The 16,489-nt window shown below is 69.5% G+C and carries 21 protein-coding genes; 4 read left to right on the top strand and 17 right to left on the bottom strand.

Annotation, left to right across the window (positions count from 1 at the left end; all coding sequences use genetic code 11):
• Positions 1–293: 293 nt before the first annotated feature.
• The 11 genes from NBZ83_RS19880 to NBZ83_RS19930 all read right to left on the bottom strand — a co-directional run bounded on the left by NBZ83_RS19880 (position 294) and on the right by NBZ83_RS19930 (position 8,843).
• Positions 294–842, bottom strand: a complete 549-nt coding sequence (locus NBZ83_RS19880) for a hypothetical protein (protein WP_261575566.1) — start codon at positions 840–842, stop codon at positions 294–296.
• A 522-nt stretch (positions 843–1,364) separates the two neighbouring features.
• Positions 1,365–1,850: a hypothetical protein gene (locus NBZ83_RS19885; protein WP_261575567.1), complete on the bottom strand. Its 486-nt coding sequence runs from the start codon at positions 1,848–1,850 to the stop codon at positions 1,365–1,367.
• A gap of 160 nt (positions 1,851–2,010) precedes the next feature.
• Complete coding sequence (locus NBZ83_RS19890) at positions 2,011–2,760, bottom strand: hypothetical protein (protein ID WP_261562581.1); 750 nt, start codon at positions 2,758–2,760, stop codon at positions 2,011–2,013.
• Positions 2,761–2,792: 32 nt separating this feature from the next.
• Positions 2,793–3,050: a hypothetical protein gene (locus tag NBZ83_RS19895; RefSeq protein WP_261562580.1), complete on the bottom strand. Its 258-nt coding sequence runs from the start codon at positions 3,048–3,050 to the stop codon at positions 2,793–2,795.
• Between the two features lie 35 nt (positions 3,051–3,085).
• Positions 3,086–3,844: a Crp/Fnr family transcriptional regulator gene (locus NBZ83_RS19900; RefSeq protein ID WP_055752531.1), complete on the bottom strand. Its 759-nt coding sequence runs from the start codon at positions 3,842–3,844 to the stop codon at positions 3,086–3,088.
• 275 nt (positions 3,845–4,119) lie between these two features.
• Positions 4,120–4,914 carry a PHP domain-containing protein gene (locus tag NBZ83_RS19905; protein ID WP_261562579.1) on the bottom strand — a complete coding sequence of 265 codons (795 nt, stop codon included), beginning with the start codon at positions 4,912–4,914 and terminating at the stop codon, positions 4,120–4,122.
• 378 nt (positions 4,915–5,292) lie between these two features.
• A complete protein-coding gene (locus NBZ83_RS19910) occupies positions 5,293–5,814 on the bottom strand; it encodes a hypothetical protein (RefSeq protein ID WP_055752533.1) in 522 nt (173 codons plus the stop codon).
• The gene (locus tag NBZ83_RS19915; RefSeq protein WP_256790377.1) at positions 5,811–6,086 is read right to left on the bottom strand and encodes a hypothetical protein; all 276 of its coding nucleotides are present in this window, start codon (positions 6,084–6,086) and stop codon (positions 5,811–5,813) included. The genes NBZ83_RS19910 and NBZ83_RS19915 overlap by 4 nt, the downstream gene beginning before the upstream one ends.
• On the bottom strand, positions 6,083–6,919 hold the full coding sequence (locus NBZ83_RS19920) for an SAM-dependent methyltransferase (protein ID WP_261562578.1): 837 nt from the start codon (positions 6,917–6,919) through the stop codon (positions 6,083–6,085). Before NBZ83_RS19920 ends, NBZ83_RS19915 begins: the two co-directional genes overlap by 4 nt.
• Positions 6,920–7,169: 250 nt before the next feature.
• Positions 7,170–7,715 carry a hypothetical protein gene (locus NBZ83_RS19925; protein WP_261562577.1) on the bottom strand — a complete coding sequence of 182 codons (546 nt, stop codon included), beginning with the start codon at positions 7,713–7,715 and terminating at the stop codon, positions 7,170–7,172.
• A 267-nt stretch (positions 7,716–7,982) separates the two neighbouring features.
• Complete coding sequence (locus tag NBZ83_RS19930; protein WP_256790438.1) at positions 7,983–8,843, bottom strand: endonuclease/exonuclease/phosphatase family protein; 861 nt, start codon at positions 8,841–8,843, stop codon at positions 7,983–7,985.
• A gap of 80 nt (positions 8,844–8,923) precedes the next feature.
• Between NBZ83_RS19930 and NBZ83_RS19935 the strand changes: the two genes are divergently transcribed.
• On the top strand, positions 8,924–9,544 hold the full coding sequence (locus NBZ83_RS19935) for a hypothetical protein (protein WP_055752537.1): 621 nt from the start codon (positions 8,924–8,926) through the stop codon (positions 9,542–9,544).
• Positions 9,545–9,566: 22 nt separating this feature from the next.
• Here NBZ83_RS19935 and NBZ83_RS19940 read toward each other — a convergent pair whose 3' ends face one another.
• Positions 9,567–9,827 carry a hypothetical protein gene (locus tag NBZ83_RS19940; protein WP_055752538.1) on the bottom strand — a complete coding sequence of 87 codons (261 nt, stop codon included), beginning with the start codon at positions 9,825–9,827 and terminating at the stop codon, positions 9,567–9,569.
• 259 nt (positions 9,828–10,086) lie between these two features.
• Here NBZ83_RS19940 and NBZ83_RS19945 point away from each other — a divergent pair, with 259 nt between their 5' ends.
• A complete protein-coding gene (locus NBZ83_RS19945; RefSeq protein ID WP_264762211.1) occupies positions 10,087–10,599 on the top strand; it encodes a TSCPD domain-containing protein in 513 nt (170 codons plus the stop codon).
• A gap of 147 nt (positions 10,600–10,746) precedes the next feature.
• On the opposite strand, the gene NBZ83_RS19950 is transcribed toward NBZ83_RS19945, so the two are convergent.
• The 4 genes from NBZ83_RS19950 to NBZ83_RS19965 all read right to left on the bottom strand — a co-directional run bounded on the left by NBZ83_RS19950 (position 10,747) and on the right by NBZ83_RS19965 (position 13,695).
• The gene (locus tag NBZ83_RS19950) at positions 10,747–11,184 is read right to left on the bottom strand and encodes an NUDIX hydrolase (protein WP_256790435.1); all 438 of its coding nucleotides are present in this window, start codon (positions 11,182–11,184) and stop codon (positions 10,747–10,749) included.
• A gap of 37 nt (positions 11,185–11,221) precedes the next feature.
• A complete protein-coding gene (locus NBZ83_RS19955; RefSeq protein WP_256790434.1) occupies positions 11,222–11,836 on the bottom strand; it encodes an AAA family ATPase in 615 nt (204 codons plus the stop codon).
• A gap of 91 nt (positions 11,837–11,927) precedes the next feature.
• Positions 11,928–12,635, bottom strand: coding sequence for a hypothetical protein (locus tag NBZ83_RS19960; protein WP_261562653.1), 708 nt, complete (start codon positions 12,633–12,635; stop codon positions 11,928–11,930).
• Positions 12,628–13,695 carry a radical SAM protein gene (locus tag NBZ83_RS19965; protein WP_235490733.1) on the bottom strand — a complete coding sequence of 356 codons (1,068 nt, stop codon included), beginning with the start codon at positions 13,693–13,695 and terminating at the stop codon, positions 12,628–12,630. The genes NBZ83_RS19960 and NBZ83_RS19965 overlap by 8 nt, the downstream gene beginning before the upstream one ends.
• Before the next feature lie 312 nt (positions 13,696–14,007).
• Between NBZ83_RS19965 and NBZ83_RS19970 the strand changes: the two genes are divergently transcribed.
• Together NBZ83_RS19970 and NBZ83_RS19975 are read left to right on the top strand one after the other, a co-directional pair.
• A complete protein-coding gene (locus NBZ83_RS19970; protein ID WP_235490735.1) occupies positions 14,008–14,229 on the top strand; it encodes a hypothetical protein in 222 nt (73 codons plus the stop codon).
• Entirely contained in the window at positions 14,226–15,284 is a 1,059-nt protein-coding gene (locus tag NBZ83_RS19975; RefSeq protein WP_256790422.1) for a phosphotransferase, read from the top strand. The genes NBZ83_RS19970 and NBZ83_RS19975 overlap by 4 nt, the downstream gene beginning before the upstream one ends.
• A gap of 32 nt (positions 15,285–15,316) precedes the next feature.
• Here the strand turns inward: NBZ83_RS19975 and NBZ83_RS19980 are convergent.
• Positions 15,317–16,489, bottom strand: a 1,173-nt coding sequence (locus NBZ83_RS19980) for a zinc-binding dehydrogenase (protein WP_261575568.1), incomplete at its 5' end; no start/stop codon positions are given.

Consider the following 16,489-nt stretch of genomic DNA (forward strand, 5'->3'; position numbering starts at 1 on the left):
ACGGGTGTACGAGCAGTCCGCCGTTTTTGGTTTGTCTAGCGACCTGTCACCTGGAGGGGGCGGTCGCGTCGAACCGCCGCCCCGATCGCCCCCTCCACCTACGAATGTAGGACCGCCACCCGGCACTGGGGCGGGGGCGGGGGCCGTTCCGAGGTCGCCCGCGAAAAGCTGGCAGCCCGGGTGCGGATTCTGAGAACAGTCGGTTCCGCCGAACTTGTCGCCAGCGAAAGCGGGCACGGTGAATACGCCGGCCAGCGTCGCCGTCACGGCAGCAACAAAAAGAGTCCTACGCATCAGCATGATGCCAGGTCTCCGACTCCGAACTGGGTGACGCGCCACAGCCCGTCGGTGTGCAGTCGAGCCTCGGCCAGAATCCGGCGCATTCCCCCGGGAGTGTCATCCAGAAGCGAGCCGTCGGTCCTGTATTGCAACCAGTTCCGACTGTCCGCGCAATCCTCGATCCTCACCGAGGTCGGCGCGCCGGGCGGGTTCACCGATGTCACCCGCGGGTGGTTCACCGGCTCACCCTTCGCAACCAGCCCATTGAGATGGTCGGCGTACAGATCACCGGTCAGTACCTGCAAAGCATCGCCCGAGGCATAGCGCGACAGATACGTCGCCTGCCAGTCCGAGGTGTGACTGGCCTGCGCGTCGGCCTTCCACATCCCCACGTACGCGGCGACCGCGTCCTGCCGCGCGATGTCCGCCGGCGATGTCGGCTTCGGGCTCGGCGATCCGCCCGTATGCGGGGGCGAGGAGACGGCTCCGCCACTGGGAGCCGGAGCGGGCGTCGAACCACCATCCGCACCGCAGCCAGCGAGGAAGGTCACGGCAGCGGCCACGACGCTGATACCAGCGAACCGCAGCCGAGCCCGGCGGCGCTGTCCCGCTGTACGAGCCCGGACCTCCACAGTGCCCACCTCGCCGGCCATCCCAATGGACGGCCAACCCGCCCCGGAAGGGAGAAACCCCTCTATCTAGGACTACCCCCGCCACAGCGAATCCCGGCGTTCTAACTTCGCAGTCCGACCGGCATCCCAGCGAGAAATGACTCAATAGGGCTAGAAGTAGCCCCCTGTCCGGGCTATGCAGATCACTCGCTGGGATAGCCCGATCAGGGGGTGCGGGGCGTGCATCGTTCCCGTCGAGCTGTCACGGTGGGCGGGACACAATGCTGATACGGGCATCGCGGCCTGGCTGCGCTCCAGACCCTCTGGCCGGCCCACCTGACCGGTGGTGAGCGCGCCAGGCCGGTCAGCCGCCGTGACGGCGCTTGGGTTCGACCGGCGGGCCTCGATGAACCACTCGGGGCGAAGACGACGGACTCGTCCGCAGGAACGTCCCCGCCCCGCGGTCCACCTGGGTCACTGTGCCTGTCCCGTTAGCCTCACGGTGGCGATCATTTGCCAGTGCCACCCGTCAGCGGCGGGATGGAGCTGAAGCAGGCCGGCGGCGGCCAGCGCGGCGAGTTTCAGCAGGACGTCCACCCGGTCGACCATGCCGGCCTCGGCGTCGAGCAGGGCGGCGATCTCCGTTCCGTGGGCCGTGCCGCGCGGGAGCTGTGCCGCCTGTACCGCCGCCCACCACTCCCGCGGTGAGACGGTGTCGAGCGGGCGCACCCCGTCCGGGGCGGGTGCGGCCAGTGGGGGCTGGCAGGCGTACATCAAGGTGCGGTTGACCGTCTGGTAGCGGGAGAGCAGCCGGACGGTGGCGAGGATGTTCAGCCAGCGGCCCACCTCGTCCGCCGGCACAGGAACATGATCGGCGATCAGGTTGGCGGGGAACACGCCCGCGCGTGCGGTGCGGGCCTGTGCCCAGACCACCGTCGTCCGCAGGGTTCCGACGGCCACGTGCTCGATCCCCTGCACCAGGAGACGGCTCACGGGCCGTGCCGGACGTCCGCCGCCTGTGCGGGGTGTGGGCGCGGCACGCGGGCACCACCCCGCGTGCCGCGCCCCGGCTCCGTCCCCAGGCAGTGGAAGGGGCCAGTCCTTCGGCCGCGGCGCCGTCTCACCGTTCGGGGCCTTTCCACCCGACGGCGCTGATCGCCTCCCGCCCGGAGTCGGTGAGCCGCAGCTCCGAGCCGACCCGGGCGAAGCGACCGGTGCGGGTCTGCCGATCCACCCAGCCTTCCAGGCGGGCCAGCCCGACACCCAGGCGGCGGGCCGCGGTGATCAGGTCGATGTCGACGTCGGGAGAGTCGGCGCCGAGCACCGTCCACACCTCGCTGTCGGTCAACCCTCGTGACAGCAGCTCGCGGCCCCAGCTGGTCCCGTGAGCGGTCATCTGCCACTGGCGGTGCGCCGCACCTCTGTCCGGGCCGGCAGCGAGCAGGCCGCGTACCCCCAGCGTCGCGAGCCGCACCGCCACATCGATCCGATCAACCCGGCCGGCCGGGGCGTCGAGGAACTCGGCGATCGTCTCCGTCGACGCCATGCCGGTGCGGGCGTGCGCGTCGGCCATCGCTGCCCACATCTCCCGCGGCAGAATCGTCTCCTGCGGGCGTAGCACGGTGTCCGCGGTCGGCGCTGCGGCGAGCAGCGGCCCGCAGGCGTACACCCAGGCGTCGCTGGGCGTGCGGTAGCGGTCGACCAGGCCGAGCAAGGCGAGGACATCGAGCAGGCTGCCCGCTTCCTCGACTGTCACCTGGCAACGATCCGCGAGCAGGGTGGCGGGGAACGTGCCCGTGCCGACCCGCTGGTGCGCCCACGCCAGAGCTGCGCGTAGCCGCCCGACCGGTACACGGTCCAGCCCCTGCACCCTCGCAGCGGACCTCGCGCCAGGTGAGGGGATCATCGCGTCTCCTGACCAGGGCGAGCCCGAGGCGAGGGGTGCGGCAGCCAGCACCGCGCAGCGCCGCCTGTGCCGGCCGCCGCCCACCGATCCGCACGGTGCAACTGGGCGTCCGTGGCGGCATACCAGGCGCCGATCAGGCCCACCCTGCGGGTCTGGGCCCGAAACGCCTGCTCCTGCGCGCGGGTGAGAGTAACCGGCGTTGCCGCTGTGGCCGCGGCGAGGGCGAGGGCGAGCTGGGCCGCACGATGCTCCACGTGAGGCCCTCGGCGGCCCGGCCGCGAGCAGGGGATCATCGGCCTTCTCCGCAGGCCAGGCAGGACGGGTCGGTCCCCGAGGCGCACCGCTCGGCCGGGGCCGGCGGTTCGGCGGGTCCGGCCAGGCTGTGGAGTGCCGCGAGATCGGTGACGGCCATGCGGCCACGGGCGAGGATCGTCAGGTGGCCGCTGGTGCGCAGGTCGGTCAGCAGGGGCTGCACGGTGGACAGGGATGCGGCCAGCATCGCGGCGATCTCCCGGTGCCCGAGTGGGATCTCCACCGGGGCGGCCGGGTCCTGGCCGGCCCCGAACGCGGCATGCAGATTGACCAGCAGTCGCGCCGTCCGGATCGCCACCGGCACGGCGCTGTCCGTCCGCCGGGCGCGCAGCGCGGCCTGCCGCCGTGCGCAGGCGGCGTGGCGGAACGCCGCGGCGGTCTGCGGGTAGGTGGCCAGGACCGCGGCAAGGTCGTCATGGGCGATTAGGCGCAGCGTCGTGGGGTCGCCGGCGGTCACCGTCGCGGCCCTGGGTGCCCCTGCCGGCTGAACGATGAGGTCCCCGGGATGGTGCAGGTTCTGGATCGCCAGCCGCCCGGAAGGGCTGATCGCCGCGCTCTTTGTCCACCCGGAGAGGAGCAGGGCCAGGCAGTCCACGGGCTGGTCCTGCCACAGGATCACCGTGCCGGGTTCGGCCCGGTGCTCGTCGCCGAGGGTGACCATAGCCGCGCGGGCGGCGGGCGGGAGCAGGCCGAGGAAGCGGCCGTCCCACGCGGGCACGACGGTCATCCCCACCATCCCGATCTCCTCCTCATCGTCGAGTCCTCTTCACCGGATGTGGTTGGCCGGTGGTGTTCCGCCCGCAGGGGCAGCAGGCGGAACACCCGCTGGGCGCCGCACCGGCCCGGCCCGCCGGCGGGCCGTCACAGGACATGCGGCATGATCACGATGAAAGTCAGGCTGACGAAGAGGAAGCCCATACACCCAGCTCGACCGCGACCGTGCCTCGATCTCCCTGCGTACTCGTTCCGGCAGATCGTCCCGCCGCCGTCCTGCCCCCCGTGGCACGCCGATCAGCCGATGATCAGCGGCGTGCCGGGAGCGGCGGCGACGTCGAGTAGCCGCTGGAACTCCGCGAACGCCGTCGTTTCGGCCCCGAGACGCTGCGGCTTGTTGTCGCCGTGGGAGTCGCTGGACCCCGTGACGATCAGACCGAGGCGTTTCGCGATCGCGAGGAGCTCCGCCCGGTCGGCATCCGTGTGGTTGGGGTGGAAAACCTCGATGCCCGCCAGCCCGGCGTCGGCCAACGCCGCGATGTCCGCCGCCGAGAGCGGTGGACGCCGCTCGGTCCTCCGCGGATGCGCGAGGACCGCAACGCCCCCCGCCCCGCGCACGAGGGACAGGGCCGTTGCGAGGTCGGGTTGCTCCTTGGGCACGTGATACGGGCTGCCATCGCCGAGCCAGTCGGCGGAGTACGCCTCCGCGCGGCTCGTCACCACCCCGTTCCTGACCAGCACCGTCGCGATGTGCGGTTTACCGACCACACCGGCCGCCTCCGCGACCACCTCATCCCAGGAGATGGTGTGGCCGCCCGCCGCCAGCTTCCCGACCATCTTCTGCGCCCGGGTGTCGCGGCTGTCCCGGGTGCGACCGAGCGCGTCGGCCAGCGCCCGGTTTTCCGGGTCGCAGAAATAGCCGAGCAGGTGCTGCGTGCCCCTCACGCCGTCCACCTCGACGGACGTGGAGATCTCCACTCCCGGGATCAGGATCTGCCCCGGTCGCAGCGCCGCAGCCGCGTCGGGAATACCCTCGAACGTATCGTGATCCGTCAGACCCAGGATCAGATTTTCCTCGTCTGCCAGCTTCACCAGCTCCGCTGGATCCTCGGTCCCATCGGATTTTCTCGAATGGTTATGTGGATCAACCCGGGGTTGTTTCATCTGATCCCTCCGACGTGAAGGTCGCCATGTCGACCCGGAGATGTACTTGGGGTCCGAGGACCACGGCGTACGCGTGACTGCCTTCACCATCCCCGACCTTCACACGGGTTCCCTCAGGCGGAACACCACCCGGAAAAGCTTCCGGGGGCACCCACCTGGCGCCGTCGATTTCGGGGAAGTTGAAGTCAACCCGCACGTAGGCGTCCACGTCCTTACCCGCACCGAGGCGGACGAGGAAACGCCGGACCACGCCGTAGACCCGTGCCACCGCGCCCGGCCCGCGCAGGACGTCCCGCCGTGTCCTGATCATCGCCGGCCTGCGCGTGCGCGCCGCGCCGACAGGTACACCGTGGGCGTTCTGATCGTCACCGTGCCCCGGTCGTCGAGAAGCTGATGGCATGCCGTCTCGTAACGGCCGGCCAGCAGCTCCCCGAGCTGTCCGCGGACGGCCTCAAGCGGGTTCGGACCTGCCGGCACCGGCGGCGTGTGCAGGTGGACCGCGACAGCATCATGATCACGAAGGGTTGTGGTCGTCGGAGCGAGATCGCCCCGGTCGATCTCCAGACCCAGGTGGCCGAGGTGGGAGGCGGTCACGAGATCGTCCACCGCGTGCCGGGCATGCGCGGGAGTCGCCTGCCCCAGCGCGGTGTCGATCTGCCACTGCTCGTGTGCGGTGAGGCCGGGCAGCGCATCGTCGTACCGGCGGGCATGGTGCAACGGCTCCGCCAGAGCGAACCGTCCACCCGGAACCAGAACGCGGCCCGCGTCGGCCAGCACCGCGGGCAGGCCCGCCACCCCGGCCACACCGTGCCCGACGACCGCGGTCACCGAGCCCTCGCGCAGGGGAAGCCGACCGGGATCGGCCAGATCCCCTGAAGGCTCCCGGTGCCCGGGGCGAACCGCAGCCGGCGCAGCACGGGATCAAGCCCGACCGCAACAACCACCCCGGACGACCCGACCAGCGACAGGGCCGTCCGAGTCAGCATCCCCCCGTCGGCGCTGGTGCCCAGCACGACGACCCGGTCCCCGGGACCGACCTGCGCCGCACCGAGAACCTGAGGCGACACCCCGGTGTCATGCTCCACGGCCAGCAGGCTCACGAGACGCGGGCCACCGCGCCGAGCAGCCACACCGCCCGCTGCTCGGCGTCCGGCTCCTCCTCCGGACGCCACAGGGCGATCGGCACCACGCCCGGCTCCACCAGGGTGCAGCCCGCCGCCGTGATGATCCCCGAGATCTGCTCGGCCGTACGTGCCTTCAGGGGAATTCCTGCGGCCTCGTATCGGCGGGTGACCTGCTCTGCCGTGGCGGGATTCATCTCGGGGGTGATGTGGGACAGCACCAGGTAGCTGCGGGTCGGCAACCCGGCGACAAGCCCCGCGACGATGCCCGCCACGTCGTCGTCGTCGACGACGAAGTGCAGGATCGCGTTGAGGGACAGCGCGACCGGCTTCTCCAGATCGAGAGTCTCACGCAGCTCGGCAGCGTTGATGATCATCGATGGGTCCCGCAGGTCGGCGTCGAGGTAGGCCGTCCGCCCCTGCGGTGTGCTGGTCAGCAGCGCGCGGGCGTGCACGAGCACGATCGGATCGTTATCCACATAGACGACCCGGGCCTCCGGGGCGATGCCCTGGGCGATCTCATGCAGGTTCGGCGACGTCGGGATGCCCGTACCGACGTCCAGAAACTGGCGGACCCCGACCTCCCCGGCGAGCCACCTGGTGGTGCGGGCGAGGAAGGCCCTGTTCGTCCACGCCATCACCTTCGCGCCGGGCTCCGCGGCCAGGATCTCCTCGGCCGCCTCCCGATCAGCCGGGAAATTGTCCTTCCCATCGAGGAAGTAGTCGTAGATCCGCGCCGTGTGCGCCTGGTCGACGTTCAGGTCCGTGGGCTGTTTGGCGGCGGTGGATTTCACGGCGGTGGACTCGTCCATGATTTCTTTCTGGTCGTGGGTGGAGGGCTCCGGCCTGGACCGCGGGCCGGTCGGGGATGAGCTTCGCGGGGCCTACGTGGTCTCGGTGGGGGGCTGGCCGGAGGCGGTCCTGGGAAGAGCAGCCCAGCCCACTGCTAGAGCAGTGCTCCAGCGACCGGGGAACGCCGATGCGGGAGTGGGCGTGGGCGGCGCGGAGGTGTGGGCACGTCCGGCGCCGCTGCACCCGGCGAAAAGCGACGCCGTGTGCCGGTCAGACGAGCGCGGGAAGGGCGCCCGTCAGCTCGTCGTCGTAGGGGTCGACCGGCCGGTGGACCCCCTCGGGGTCCTCGGCCAGCAGCTGGAACGCGGGTGCGACCGCGGCGGCCAGCGCCGGGCCGAGCCGGTGCAGCCGTGCGGTCACCTCGTCGAGGTACACGCCCAGCAGGGCCGCCCACCCCTGCTCGCCCAGGATCGTCCTCACCCGGTCGTAGTAGGTCTCGGCGCGCATGTCGTCCTCGGCGAACAACGCCGCCCGGCGGGCGAAGTGCTCGCGGCGTTCGGCGGCCTGCTCGGGACCCAACGGCGTCGCCACCGGGCTGACCTTGTGTCCGAGCAACGCGAACGCGTCCTCGGCCGCCGTCCTCTCCTGCCGGTACTCGCCAGCGAGGTCGAGCAGCTGGCGGATCGTTTCGTCCGTCAGACCGATCAGCTTGTAGTGGACCAGCACCCGGTCCACCAGGAAGTCCGGCGCCATGCTCCTCATCCGCTGGTCCAGCAGACCCAGGCGGTGCGGAGCCATCTCATCGTGCGGAGGCATAGATCCAATCCATCTCGTGATTGTGAATGTGAGGTGCCGATTCCGCCTGCCGGCGGCAGCCGCGTCGGAGATGGCGGGAGGCGTCCGGCCGCTCACTCGGGGGGTGCGAGCGACCGGACGGATCACAGAATGCCCGGATTCGCCGAGGGGGAGATTCCACGCGCAGTGAACATCTAGTTCGCTGCGCGATAGGGCTGTGGCCTGCGAATACTCGGCCAGCCGAGGTGATTTCTTCGTCGTCGAGCCCGTGGTTTGAACGGGTCGAGGTCAGCCGGTGAGGGTGAGGTGCATGGCGGCGTGGTCACTGAGGCCGGCGTGGCGAGGAGCGTGCAGGTAGTCGCAGGCGGTCACAGACGGCCGGTGCGCAGTGGTGATGAACGTGTGGTCGAACCGGTAGCCGTTTCCCCCGCGGCCGAACCAGCTGTGGCCGGGTGCGGCGGGGTGCTGGGCCCGGTAGGCGTCGATGAGACCGGCGTCGGCGAAGGAGCGGTAGAAGTCGTACTCCCACCGGCCGAAGACGGGGTAGTGCGGGACGTGGCCTGGTTCGACGACGTTGAGGTCACCGGTCACGATGACCGGGCCGTCGAACCCGGCGAGGAACCCGGGCAGCGCCTGGGTGACGGCGTGTTGGAAGGCACGCTTGTTCTCGTTGCGGCGGTGCTGCGGCCCGCGGGAGGGCACGTAGAGGCCGAGCAGCCTGATCCGCCGGCCGCCGACCCAGATCTCCGCGGCGGGGGCGCGGTGCGGGAGGAACCCGATGCCGGTCGGCACGGGTTCGAGCGGTGTGCTGCGGGAGGCCAGGACCGTGCTGTAGTCGGCGCCGCCCGGTCGCGGTGCGTGCAGGTGGGGGTAGCCGTGCTGGGCGAGCGCGTCGAGGAGGGCGCGTCCGCCGGGTCCGGAGCCGACTTCGGTGAGGACGACGAGGTCCGCGCCGCGCCGCTGGGCGAGCCAGGCGGCCTGGCGGCGGGCCCGGTCGGGTGCAGCGTGCTGGGCGTTGAACGTGAGCAGGCGCAACGGGGCCGGGGGCGCGGTGGCCGCTGGCGGTCGCGGGCTCGGGACCAGGGGCGTCGGGCGGGTGGTCAGGCCGCCGGCGAGAGTCCAGCGCGCCAGAAGGCTCGGTTCGGTCATGTCATCCCCCTCATTGCCCGTTGAAGGCCAGCGACCGCCCCGCGAAGAACGCTGCTGACTGTGACGTTAAGGTCACCGGCATGACGACTCCAGACCACGTCACCCTGCTGGACCTGGATGCGATCAGGGCGAAGGGATGGGCTGAGCGCGCCGACGTCCCCGACGCCGAGTTCGACCGGGCCGAGGCGTTCTACACGTCGATGCGCGCCCACGACGAGCGCCTGCACACCGTCCGCGTGCAGGCGTCGGCGCTCATCGAGCAGTGGACCGGACATCAGCCGCGCGACGTCGGCTCGTTTGGTACCAGACTGAACCTGGAGACCTCCGACCTGGACCTGGGTATCGGCTACCCGGTCGAACGTCGGGACGAGCTGATGGCGACGCTCGACGGCCGCGCCCGTTTCCTGGGAGAGCGCCACACAAGCTTCTCCACCACCCGGCTCGTGTTCACCTTCACCGTGGACGACATCGAGATCGATCTCAGCGCGTTGACCGTGGACGATTTCGCGGTGGCCGGCCGGATGCTCGACCAGATCGACGCGGCGATGAGCCACGACGAACGGGTCTGCCACACCTGGGTCAAGCACCTGCTGCGCGCCACCGGCCGGCTGGAGGACTACGCCGCCTGGAAGCTGGTCACCTACGCCCGGTTCTGCCCGGAGTTCCACTGGGTGCCGATCCCGGAGAAGACCGGCTCCTGACCGCAGCGTGCCGCGCGTCGGGTCAGCTGCCACGGGAATCCGCCGCATTGATCAGCATCCAGCCGGTAGTCCGCGCCCAACGTCGGTGCTCCCGCCCGAGCAGGTCGGCATGCCGCGTCGCGAGCCTCGGCAGCAGGTCGTGCACGGTGGCCACGAGAACGTCACGCAGCAGCGCCAGACGCTCCTCCACCAGCACGTCGACCCGCGCACCCATCGCGTCCTCGTGTGCGGTGCCGGCATCCAGCGGCTGGGCCTCGATCGCGGCGATCAGGTCACCGAGCACGGCGTAGCTGGCGTCTTGCGAGTTCTCCAGGGTCGTCAGGTCGAATCCGAGGATCGTGACCGGGCAAGGTCGGACACGCCGATGCCTCCACTGCGAGAGGGGACGGCCGCTGGCCTATGCTGATATCTCGGTTCGACCACAACATCTGGCACTTCCCGCGATGCGCTCGCGCTACCTGTTGTGATCGTCGCCGGATGTGGCCATACAGAATCAACGTGTCGATCGAGAGGAACGCGCCGTGGTTGACGCAACGCCAACGATGGGAACCCGGACGCCGGGTGCCGTGGCACGGCGGGCGCCTCGGCATCGCAAGTCCGTGACGAGGTCGTTCACGGTCGGCGGCGCCTACGGTTTCATCATCGCGTCCCTGCACGCCGACGGTTCGCTGGCGGACGTCAATCTGATCATGGCGAAGCAGGGGTCGACTCTGCGCGGGATGACCGAGACCGTCTCGTCGGCGATCTCGACTGGTCTGGCACACGGCGTGGCGCTGGTGACGTTCGTTCGGCAGTTCGCCGACCTGCGATTCGAGCCGGCGGGACTGACCGACGACCCGGAGATCCCACGGGCCACGTCGATCATCGATTACGTGGTGCGGCGCCTGGCCTTGGATTTCCTGCCGTTGGAGGACCGGGCCGCATTGGGCGTGCTCACGCCGCTGGAGCGCGCCGAGGTCGCGACCGAGCCCACACCGGTGCCGCCGACGTGGTCGGACACGCCGGGAATGCCGATGTTCGTGCCCTTCGAGATCCCAGTCCAGGTCTCGCCCTGAGAGGCTTCTGCCCGCTGGGGCGGTTCACGTGCTCTCGTCGGTAAGAACGTGACGTGCTGCGATCAGGGCGCTGTCGATGTCATCACAGATCGTGACGGATGGCAGCATGTCGAAGCTGGCGTGTGGGGCATTGAGGCAAGACGAGGTTCAGGCGTTCCATCCGTGAACGGCAAATTTTCGTCCTGCCTCGTAGAGTTCGATTCCGATTCGCGTGTAGGGGTAGGTATTGTCAGGGAGGCTATTCAGCGGAAACCAGGAGATTCGGGCACACTTGTGTGGTTCCGCGTTGACGGGCTCTCCGTCCCAGCGTGCCGGCCGGAAGAACAGTCCAAGTCGTCCTTCCCCGTGTTCGTTCCGAAAATGGACCGTCGAGGCGAGTTCCAGGGACCCGCGATCCAGATGGAGGCCGATTTCTTCGTGTGCCTCGCGGAGCATCGCGGCGGCGACGTCCTCGCCTTCTTCGAGCTTGCCGCTCGGGACATTCCACTCGTTATCCGCAAAACCGGTGCCGGATCGCAGGGCGAGGAGCACCTGGTCGCCGCGGACGAGGAGTAGCAGAACGTCAATGACGCTGGTATAGGCCACGGTTGGGATTCTCTTCCCTCGGCAGAGCGGGTGTTTGTCAGCGGGTGGTCGGGTCGAGGCCGAGAGCGGTGAGCTGTTCGGCGATCCAGTCGACGCGCTGGCTGGTGGACATGTTCGGCGGGATGTCGTATACGCGTTGTCCGACGCTGGCGCAGGTGCTGCGCACGACGCGGTCGGCGGCTGGCTGCATGTCGAGTACTTGGGACCGGTAGGGGTCCCCGACCTGCTGCTGGTCGAAGCGGTCGCAGCAGTAGAACACCGCGTCGTACACGTAGGACCAGGCCCGGCAGAACGTCTCTATCGCTTGGAGCACAGGACCGTGGGGTCCGTCGGGGCCGCCGGGCAGGACCAGCCAGGCGTACGCCAGCACGTTCGCGATCGTCTTGTCCGCGATGACCATCGTGTGGCCGCGGGCGGTGCGCAGCTGGCTGGACAGCTGCGCGGCGAACAGATCGACCTCGGTCTCCAGGTCGAAGCTGCCCTTGCCGTGGACGACGATTTCCTCGATGAACGGCGAGTTCCTCGCGGGTTCGGGCACAGCGGTGACGTGTACGCCGCGTTCCCGGTAGTAGGCGGCGAGGGCGTGGGTGAGGGTCGTCTTGCCGGAGGCGTGGGTGCCCTCGACCGCGATGACAAGGCAGTTCCGCAGCATCAGCGAGGTCCTTCCTCGACGAGCCGACGATCGCCGTCGACGCCGTGATGGCGCTTCAGCCGGACAGGACGGGCTGGCGGGCCGGTGCACATCAGGCGGTCTCGGTGCGGACGCTGGTGGTCTGGTCCCAGGCGGCGGCGTCGACGAGAGCGTCGAGGTGAAGGTCGTCCCACTGGTAGTGGCCGGTATTCCGTGCGGCGATCAGTGCGATCGCCAGCGCATGCCCGACGGACTGACGCAGCGGATCGAGCACTGCCAGCGAGCTGGCGGCCTCTGCCGCGTGGCCGCCAGGGGACCGGTCCAGGCCGTGGAGGCGGTGGCGGGCGCAGAGGTCTGCAAGTGTCGCCGGACCGGTCCTGTCCGCGGTGTCGAGGAGACGCGCGAGCCCGCGTTCGGGGTTCTCCTCGCCCCATGCGGCGGCGACGGACGTGATCCCTCGCACGGGCCGGCCGATGGCGGCGGTCAGGAGGGACAGCTCGCCGGCGAAGCGGTGGCCGGCGAGGACCGCGGCCTGACGTCGTGCCTGCACGAGCAGACCGTCGACCAGGGCGACGATCGCGGGTACGTCCGCTGCGTCCTGGGCGGCGACAGCGTGGAAACCGAACCGCAGCGTCGTGTCGGCAACCATCAGCAGGCGCCCCCGCGGCAGCCGCAGATACACCGCCCCGGCCGCGGCCGGAGAGAACCGATCGGTATGAACGACGGAGAACGCGGCCAACAGCGGGGTCCGCTCGGCGAAGGGCCGCCGTGCGGCCCCGAACGGCGTGTCGGCCCAGTCGAGGTTGGTCGCCTCACGCATCCGCGATCCTGAGCATGCCGCGTTGCGCCGGCGGCCGATCGGTCCGGGTGACCGTATGGATCGACCGTCCCAAGTACTTGGCGTAGTGGTTGCGCTTGAACCGGTAACGCGCCCAGATCGCGGTGATCGGCTCGTCGAGCAGGTTGCCCAACGGTTCCAACAGGTCGGGTGCGTCGTAGACCGGCCAGGCACTGGCCCGCCCCGACGGCCCGACGACGATCATGTGGCCTTCGGTGTCCGGGGTCCACGCCGTCAGCCGAAGCGCCGGCCGCCAGTCGTGCACGGCCCGCAGCTCGGTCAACCGCGCGAACGTCGCCGTGGCCTCGTCCACGCTGATGAACTCATGCTCGGCGAGGTCGAGCGCGTTGCCCTTGCGCAACGGCAGGATCAGCTTGAGTTTCCCGGCGTCGAGCAGGTCGGCGATCTGGTAGGTGAACGGCAACGCGGCCAGCGTCGAGCGATAGACCACCGCCGACAGCGACAGCGGCAGGCCCGCGTCCTGGAACGCCCGCACCCCAGCCATGACCGTGTCGTAGTCGCCCCGGACCCGGTTCGTGGTGGCCCGAGGCCCTTCCAACCCCACGTTGACAAAGCTGATCTTGCCGGCCAGGTGACGCGCATGCTGGAGGCCGCGCGTGGCGTTGGTGGGCACCCCGATCACGGTGCCGGCGAACATGTCGACGACGTCGACGAAATCCCTGCGCAGCAGCGGCTCACCACCAGAGAGGAACACCCGCGGAACCCCGGCCAGGTTGTCCCGCATCCGTTCCAGCGCGTCCAGGGTCGGGTCGGGCTCCTGCAAGACCTCCGAACAGAACGAGCAGTCGAAGTTACACCGCTTCGTGACCTGCACGATCACCGAGAGCGGGCCGGTTGCAGCTGCGGCGACCGTATCCAGATCCACCGAATCTGCAAGGCTGAAGTGATGCCCATCAGTGAAGATCACGGGCTCACCAGCGTGCGAACGTTCCTCATCGCGGGCGGACCGCGCCGCCACAGGAGCGACGGGCGGCGGAGGTGCGGAAGAAGCGATCATCAGTTCCTTCTCGACATGGGCCACGCGCGGCGAGGACTCAGCTGACCGCCGCTATCGTGACGGCGAGCTACCGCGCCGACGCTGAACGCCCCCAGCCTCCCAAGCAACCGGCCGACAAACATTCCCCACAGACAGAACATCCGATTCGGGCCGATGCACCATCGCTGACCTGCCCGAAAGCACTCCGGCGCGCCCACAACTTCGTCCCGACAGCAGCGAAACGTTCGGCTCCCTCCGGGGTCAGCCCGCACCGCGTCCCGGCTGGCGGGAGACCGCCGGCGGCGGCACCCGCAGCGCTTCACGTTCCGAGCGGCGGGGCGGGGCCTGCGATCATCGGTGGTGATCGAGGATCGTGGTCTGCACACGATGTTCTCCTACGGCCTCGCGTCCCTGATGCGGCAGCACGTGGTCGAGGTGAACGCCGCCGTGTCCTGGCTCGACGGGCTCGGCACGTGTCCGGGCAGGATCGACGTTGGTGCGCAGTTGGGGCAGGTGCTCAGGGTCGGCGCGAGCCCAGCCCAGGACTCTGGCGCGCTCCGGGCTAGGGTTTCGCCGTGACGCGTGATGAGATGCCGGAGATGAACGCTGTTGCACCTGGCCTGGAGGAAGGGGACCTTCGGATAATTGCGGAGGGCTTCGGGTTGGGGCCGGTTCGCCGGGTCGAGTTCCTCCCTGGCGGGATCATGAACCGTAATTGGCGGATTGAGACTGCCGCCGGGTCGTTTGCTCTCAAGCTCTTGTTGGACGTTTCTGCTGAGGTGGCGTGCCGTAACGCCCGCGTGTTGGTTGACTTGAGGGCCGCCGGGCTGCCGGTCTGTGCTCCTGTGCTGACTCCCGCCGGGGAGGTGCTGTTCCAGGCGGGGTCTGGCGATTATCTGGTCTCGTCCTGGGCGGAGGGGGCCCATCGCGAAGGGACTGATCTATCTTCGGGTGAAACAGAGTCATTCGGGTCGCTGGTAGCCGATATTCACAACGCGCTTCATGCACAGATCGGCGCTTCGCTGCCTGAGGCCGGTGAGGCTCCGCGGGCGAAGATAACCGCTGCGGAGCGGGCCCTTGAGAAGGCCGACCGCCTGCTGACCAGGATCGCTGTTATCCCCGAACCGACCAGTTTCGACATGGCTGCTCGGGACCTGCTCGCGGAGCGTAAGGTCCTCATCGAGAAACATCGGTCGTGCATACCGTCGGGGGGCACGGGCGGATGGTTGTTCGGCTGGACCCATGGCGATCTGCAGTACCGCAACGTCCTGCACCACGAGGGGACGGTCAGCGCAGTCCTTGACTGGGACCGCATTGCGGTCAGGCGGCTGGGTGAGGAGGTGGCGCGTACCGCGCAGGTCCAGTTCGGCGGTGAGCACGGCTATCTGGATCTGGAGCGGGTCGCGGCGTTCGTGACCGGCTACCGCGCTGTGAAACCGTTGCCGAGAGACGATCTGGTCGAGGCAGTGGATCGGCTGTGGTGGAAGCGCATGTCCGATTTTTGGATGTTCGAGTTTCACTACGACCGTGGCGATCATGGCCCTGATGCGCTGATGGAGCCCAGTGAGCGGCTGTTGGCGTGGTGGACGGACCAGCGTGATGAGGTGCAGGCCGCGTTCGCTGCGGGAGCCTGACCGGGGCCGGCCGGGCTTCCGCAGCGGACGCCTCAGAAATCGATCATGGTGCGGATGCCGCGTCGTGCGGTTGCGTGGTTGAATGCTTCGTTGATCTCGTTCAGCGGGAATCGGGTCGTGGCGATGTCGTCGGCGAGCAGCCGGTGTTCGGCGGCCATCCGTACGTACGCCGGGATGTCGTGGTGGGTGCGAACCTCGCCCATGACGGAGCCGGTGAGGCTTCGGCCGTGGCGGAGCAGGGCGCCGGGAACTTTGATCTCGCTGCCGGGTGGCATCATCCCGATGATGACGGCGCGTCCGCCGGGTGACAGTGCCTCGAACGCGGCCGAGGCCAGGGTGGGGTCACCGACGGCTTCGACTGCGATGTCGACTCCGTGCTGGTCGGTGGCGGCGGCGACAGCCGCGGGGATGGTGTCGTGTGCCGGGTTGATGGTGTGGGTCGCGCCGAGAGAGCGGGCGGCATGCCTGCGGTGGGCTTCGGGGTCGGCCGCGAGGATGCGGGTCGCGCCGGCGATTCTCGCGGCCTGGACGGCGCCCAGGCCGACACCGCCGCAGCCGATGACGAGTACGGATTGGCCGGGACGGATAGCCGCGGTGTTGAGGACGGTCGCCATCCCGGTGGTCAGGCAGCAGCCGAGCAGGGCGGCGGCGGCGAAGCTGACCTGCTCGGGAATGGGGATGAGTGCGGCGGCGTCGACGAGCATCAGCTCGGCGAGGGCGGACACGCCCAGGTATTGGCGGAACGGCTGGCCATTCAGGCTGAGTCGGGACTTCTGGCGTTGTTTGCCGCTGGAGTCGGTGCAGTAGACCATCCGTCCGGACAGGCAGTTCCCGCACTGGCCGCAGGGGATCTGGTCACAGACGAGGACTCGGTCTCCGGTGGTGAGCCCGGTGACGTCGGGGCCGAGGTGTTCGATGGTGCCGCTGGCTTCGTGGCCGAGCACGGTGGGGGCCGGGTAGGGGAACAGGCCGCGGGCGAAGTGCAGGTCGGTGCCGCAGATGCCGACGCTGGCGGTGCGGACGAGGACCTCGCCGGGGCCGGGCGTGCGGAGCTGGATGGGCTCGATGGTCATGGGCGTGCCGGGGGTGTGCAGGACGGCGGCCTTGGCGGTGAGGGTGGTCATGGCGATCTCCTGTTTCGCGGTCGGGGTCAGCAGGGCAGGCGGGTGACCGCGAGGGCCGCGGCGACTTGTTCGAGGTAGGCG

The sequence above is a fragment of the Frankia gtarii genome, assembly GCF_025403375.1.
GTDB classification, from domain to species: domain Bacteria; phylum Actinomycetota; class Actinomycetes; order Frankiales; family Frankiaceae; genus Frankia; species Frankia gtarii.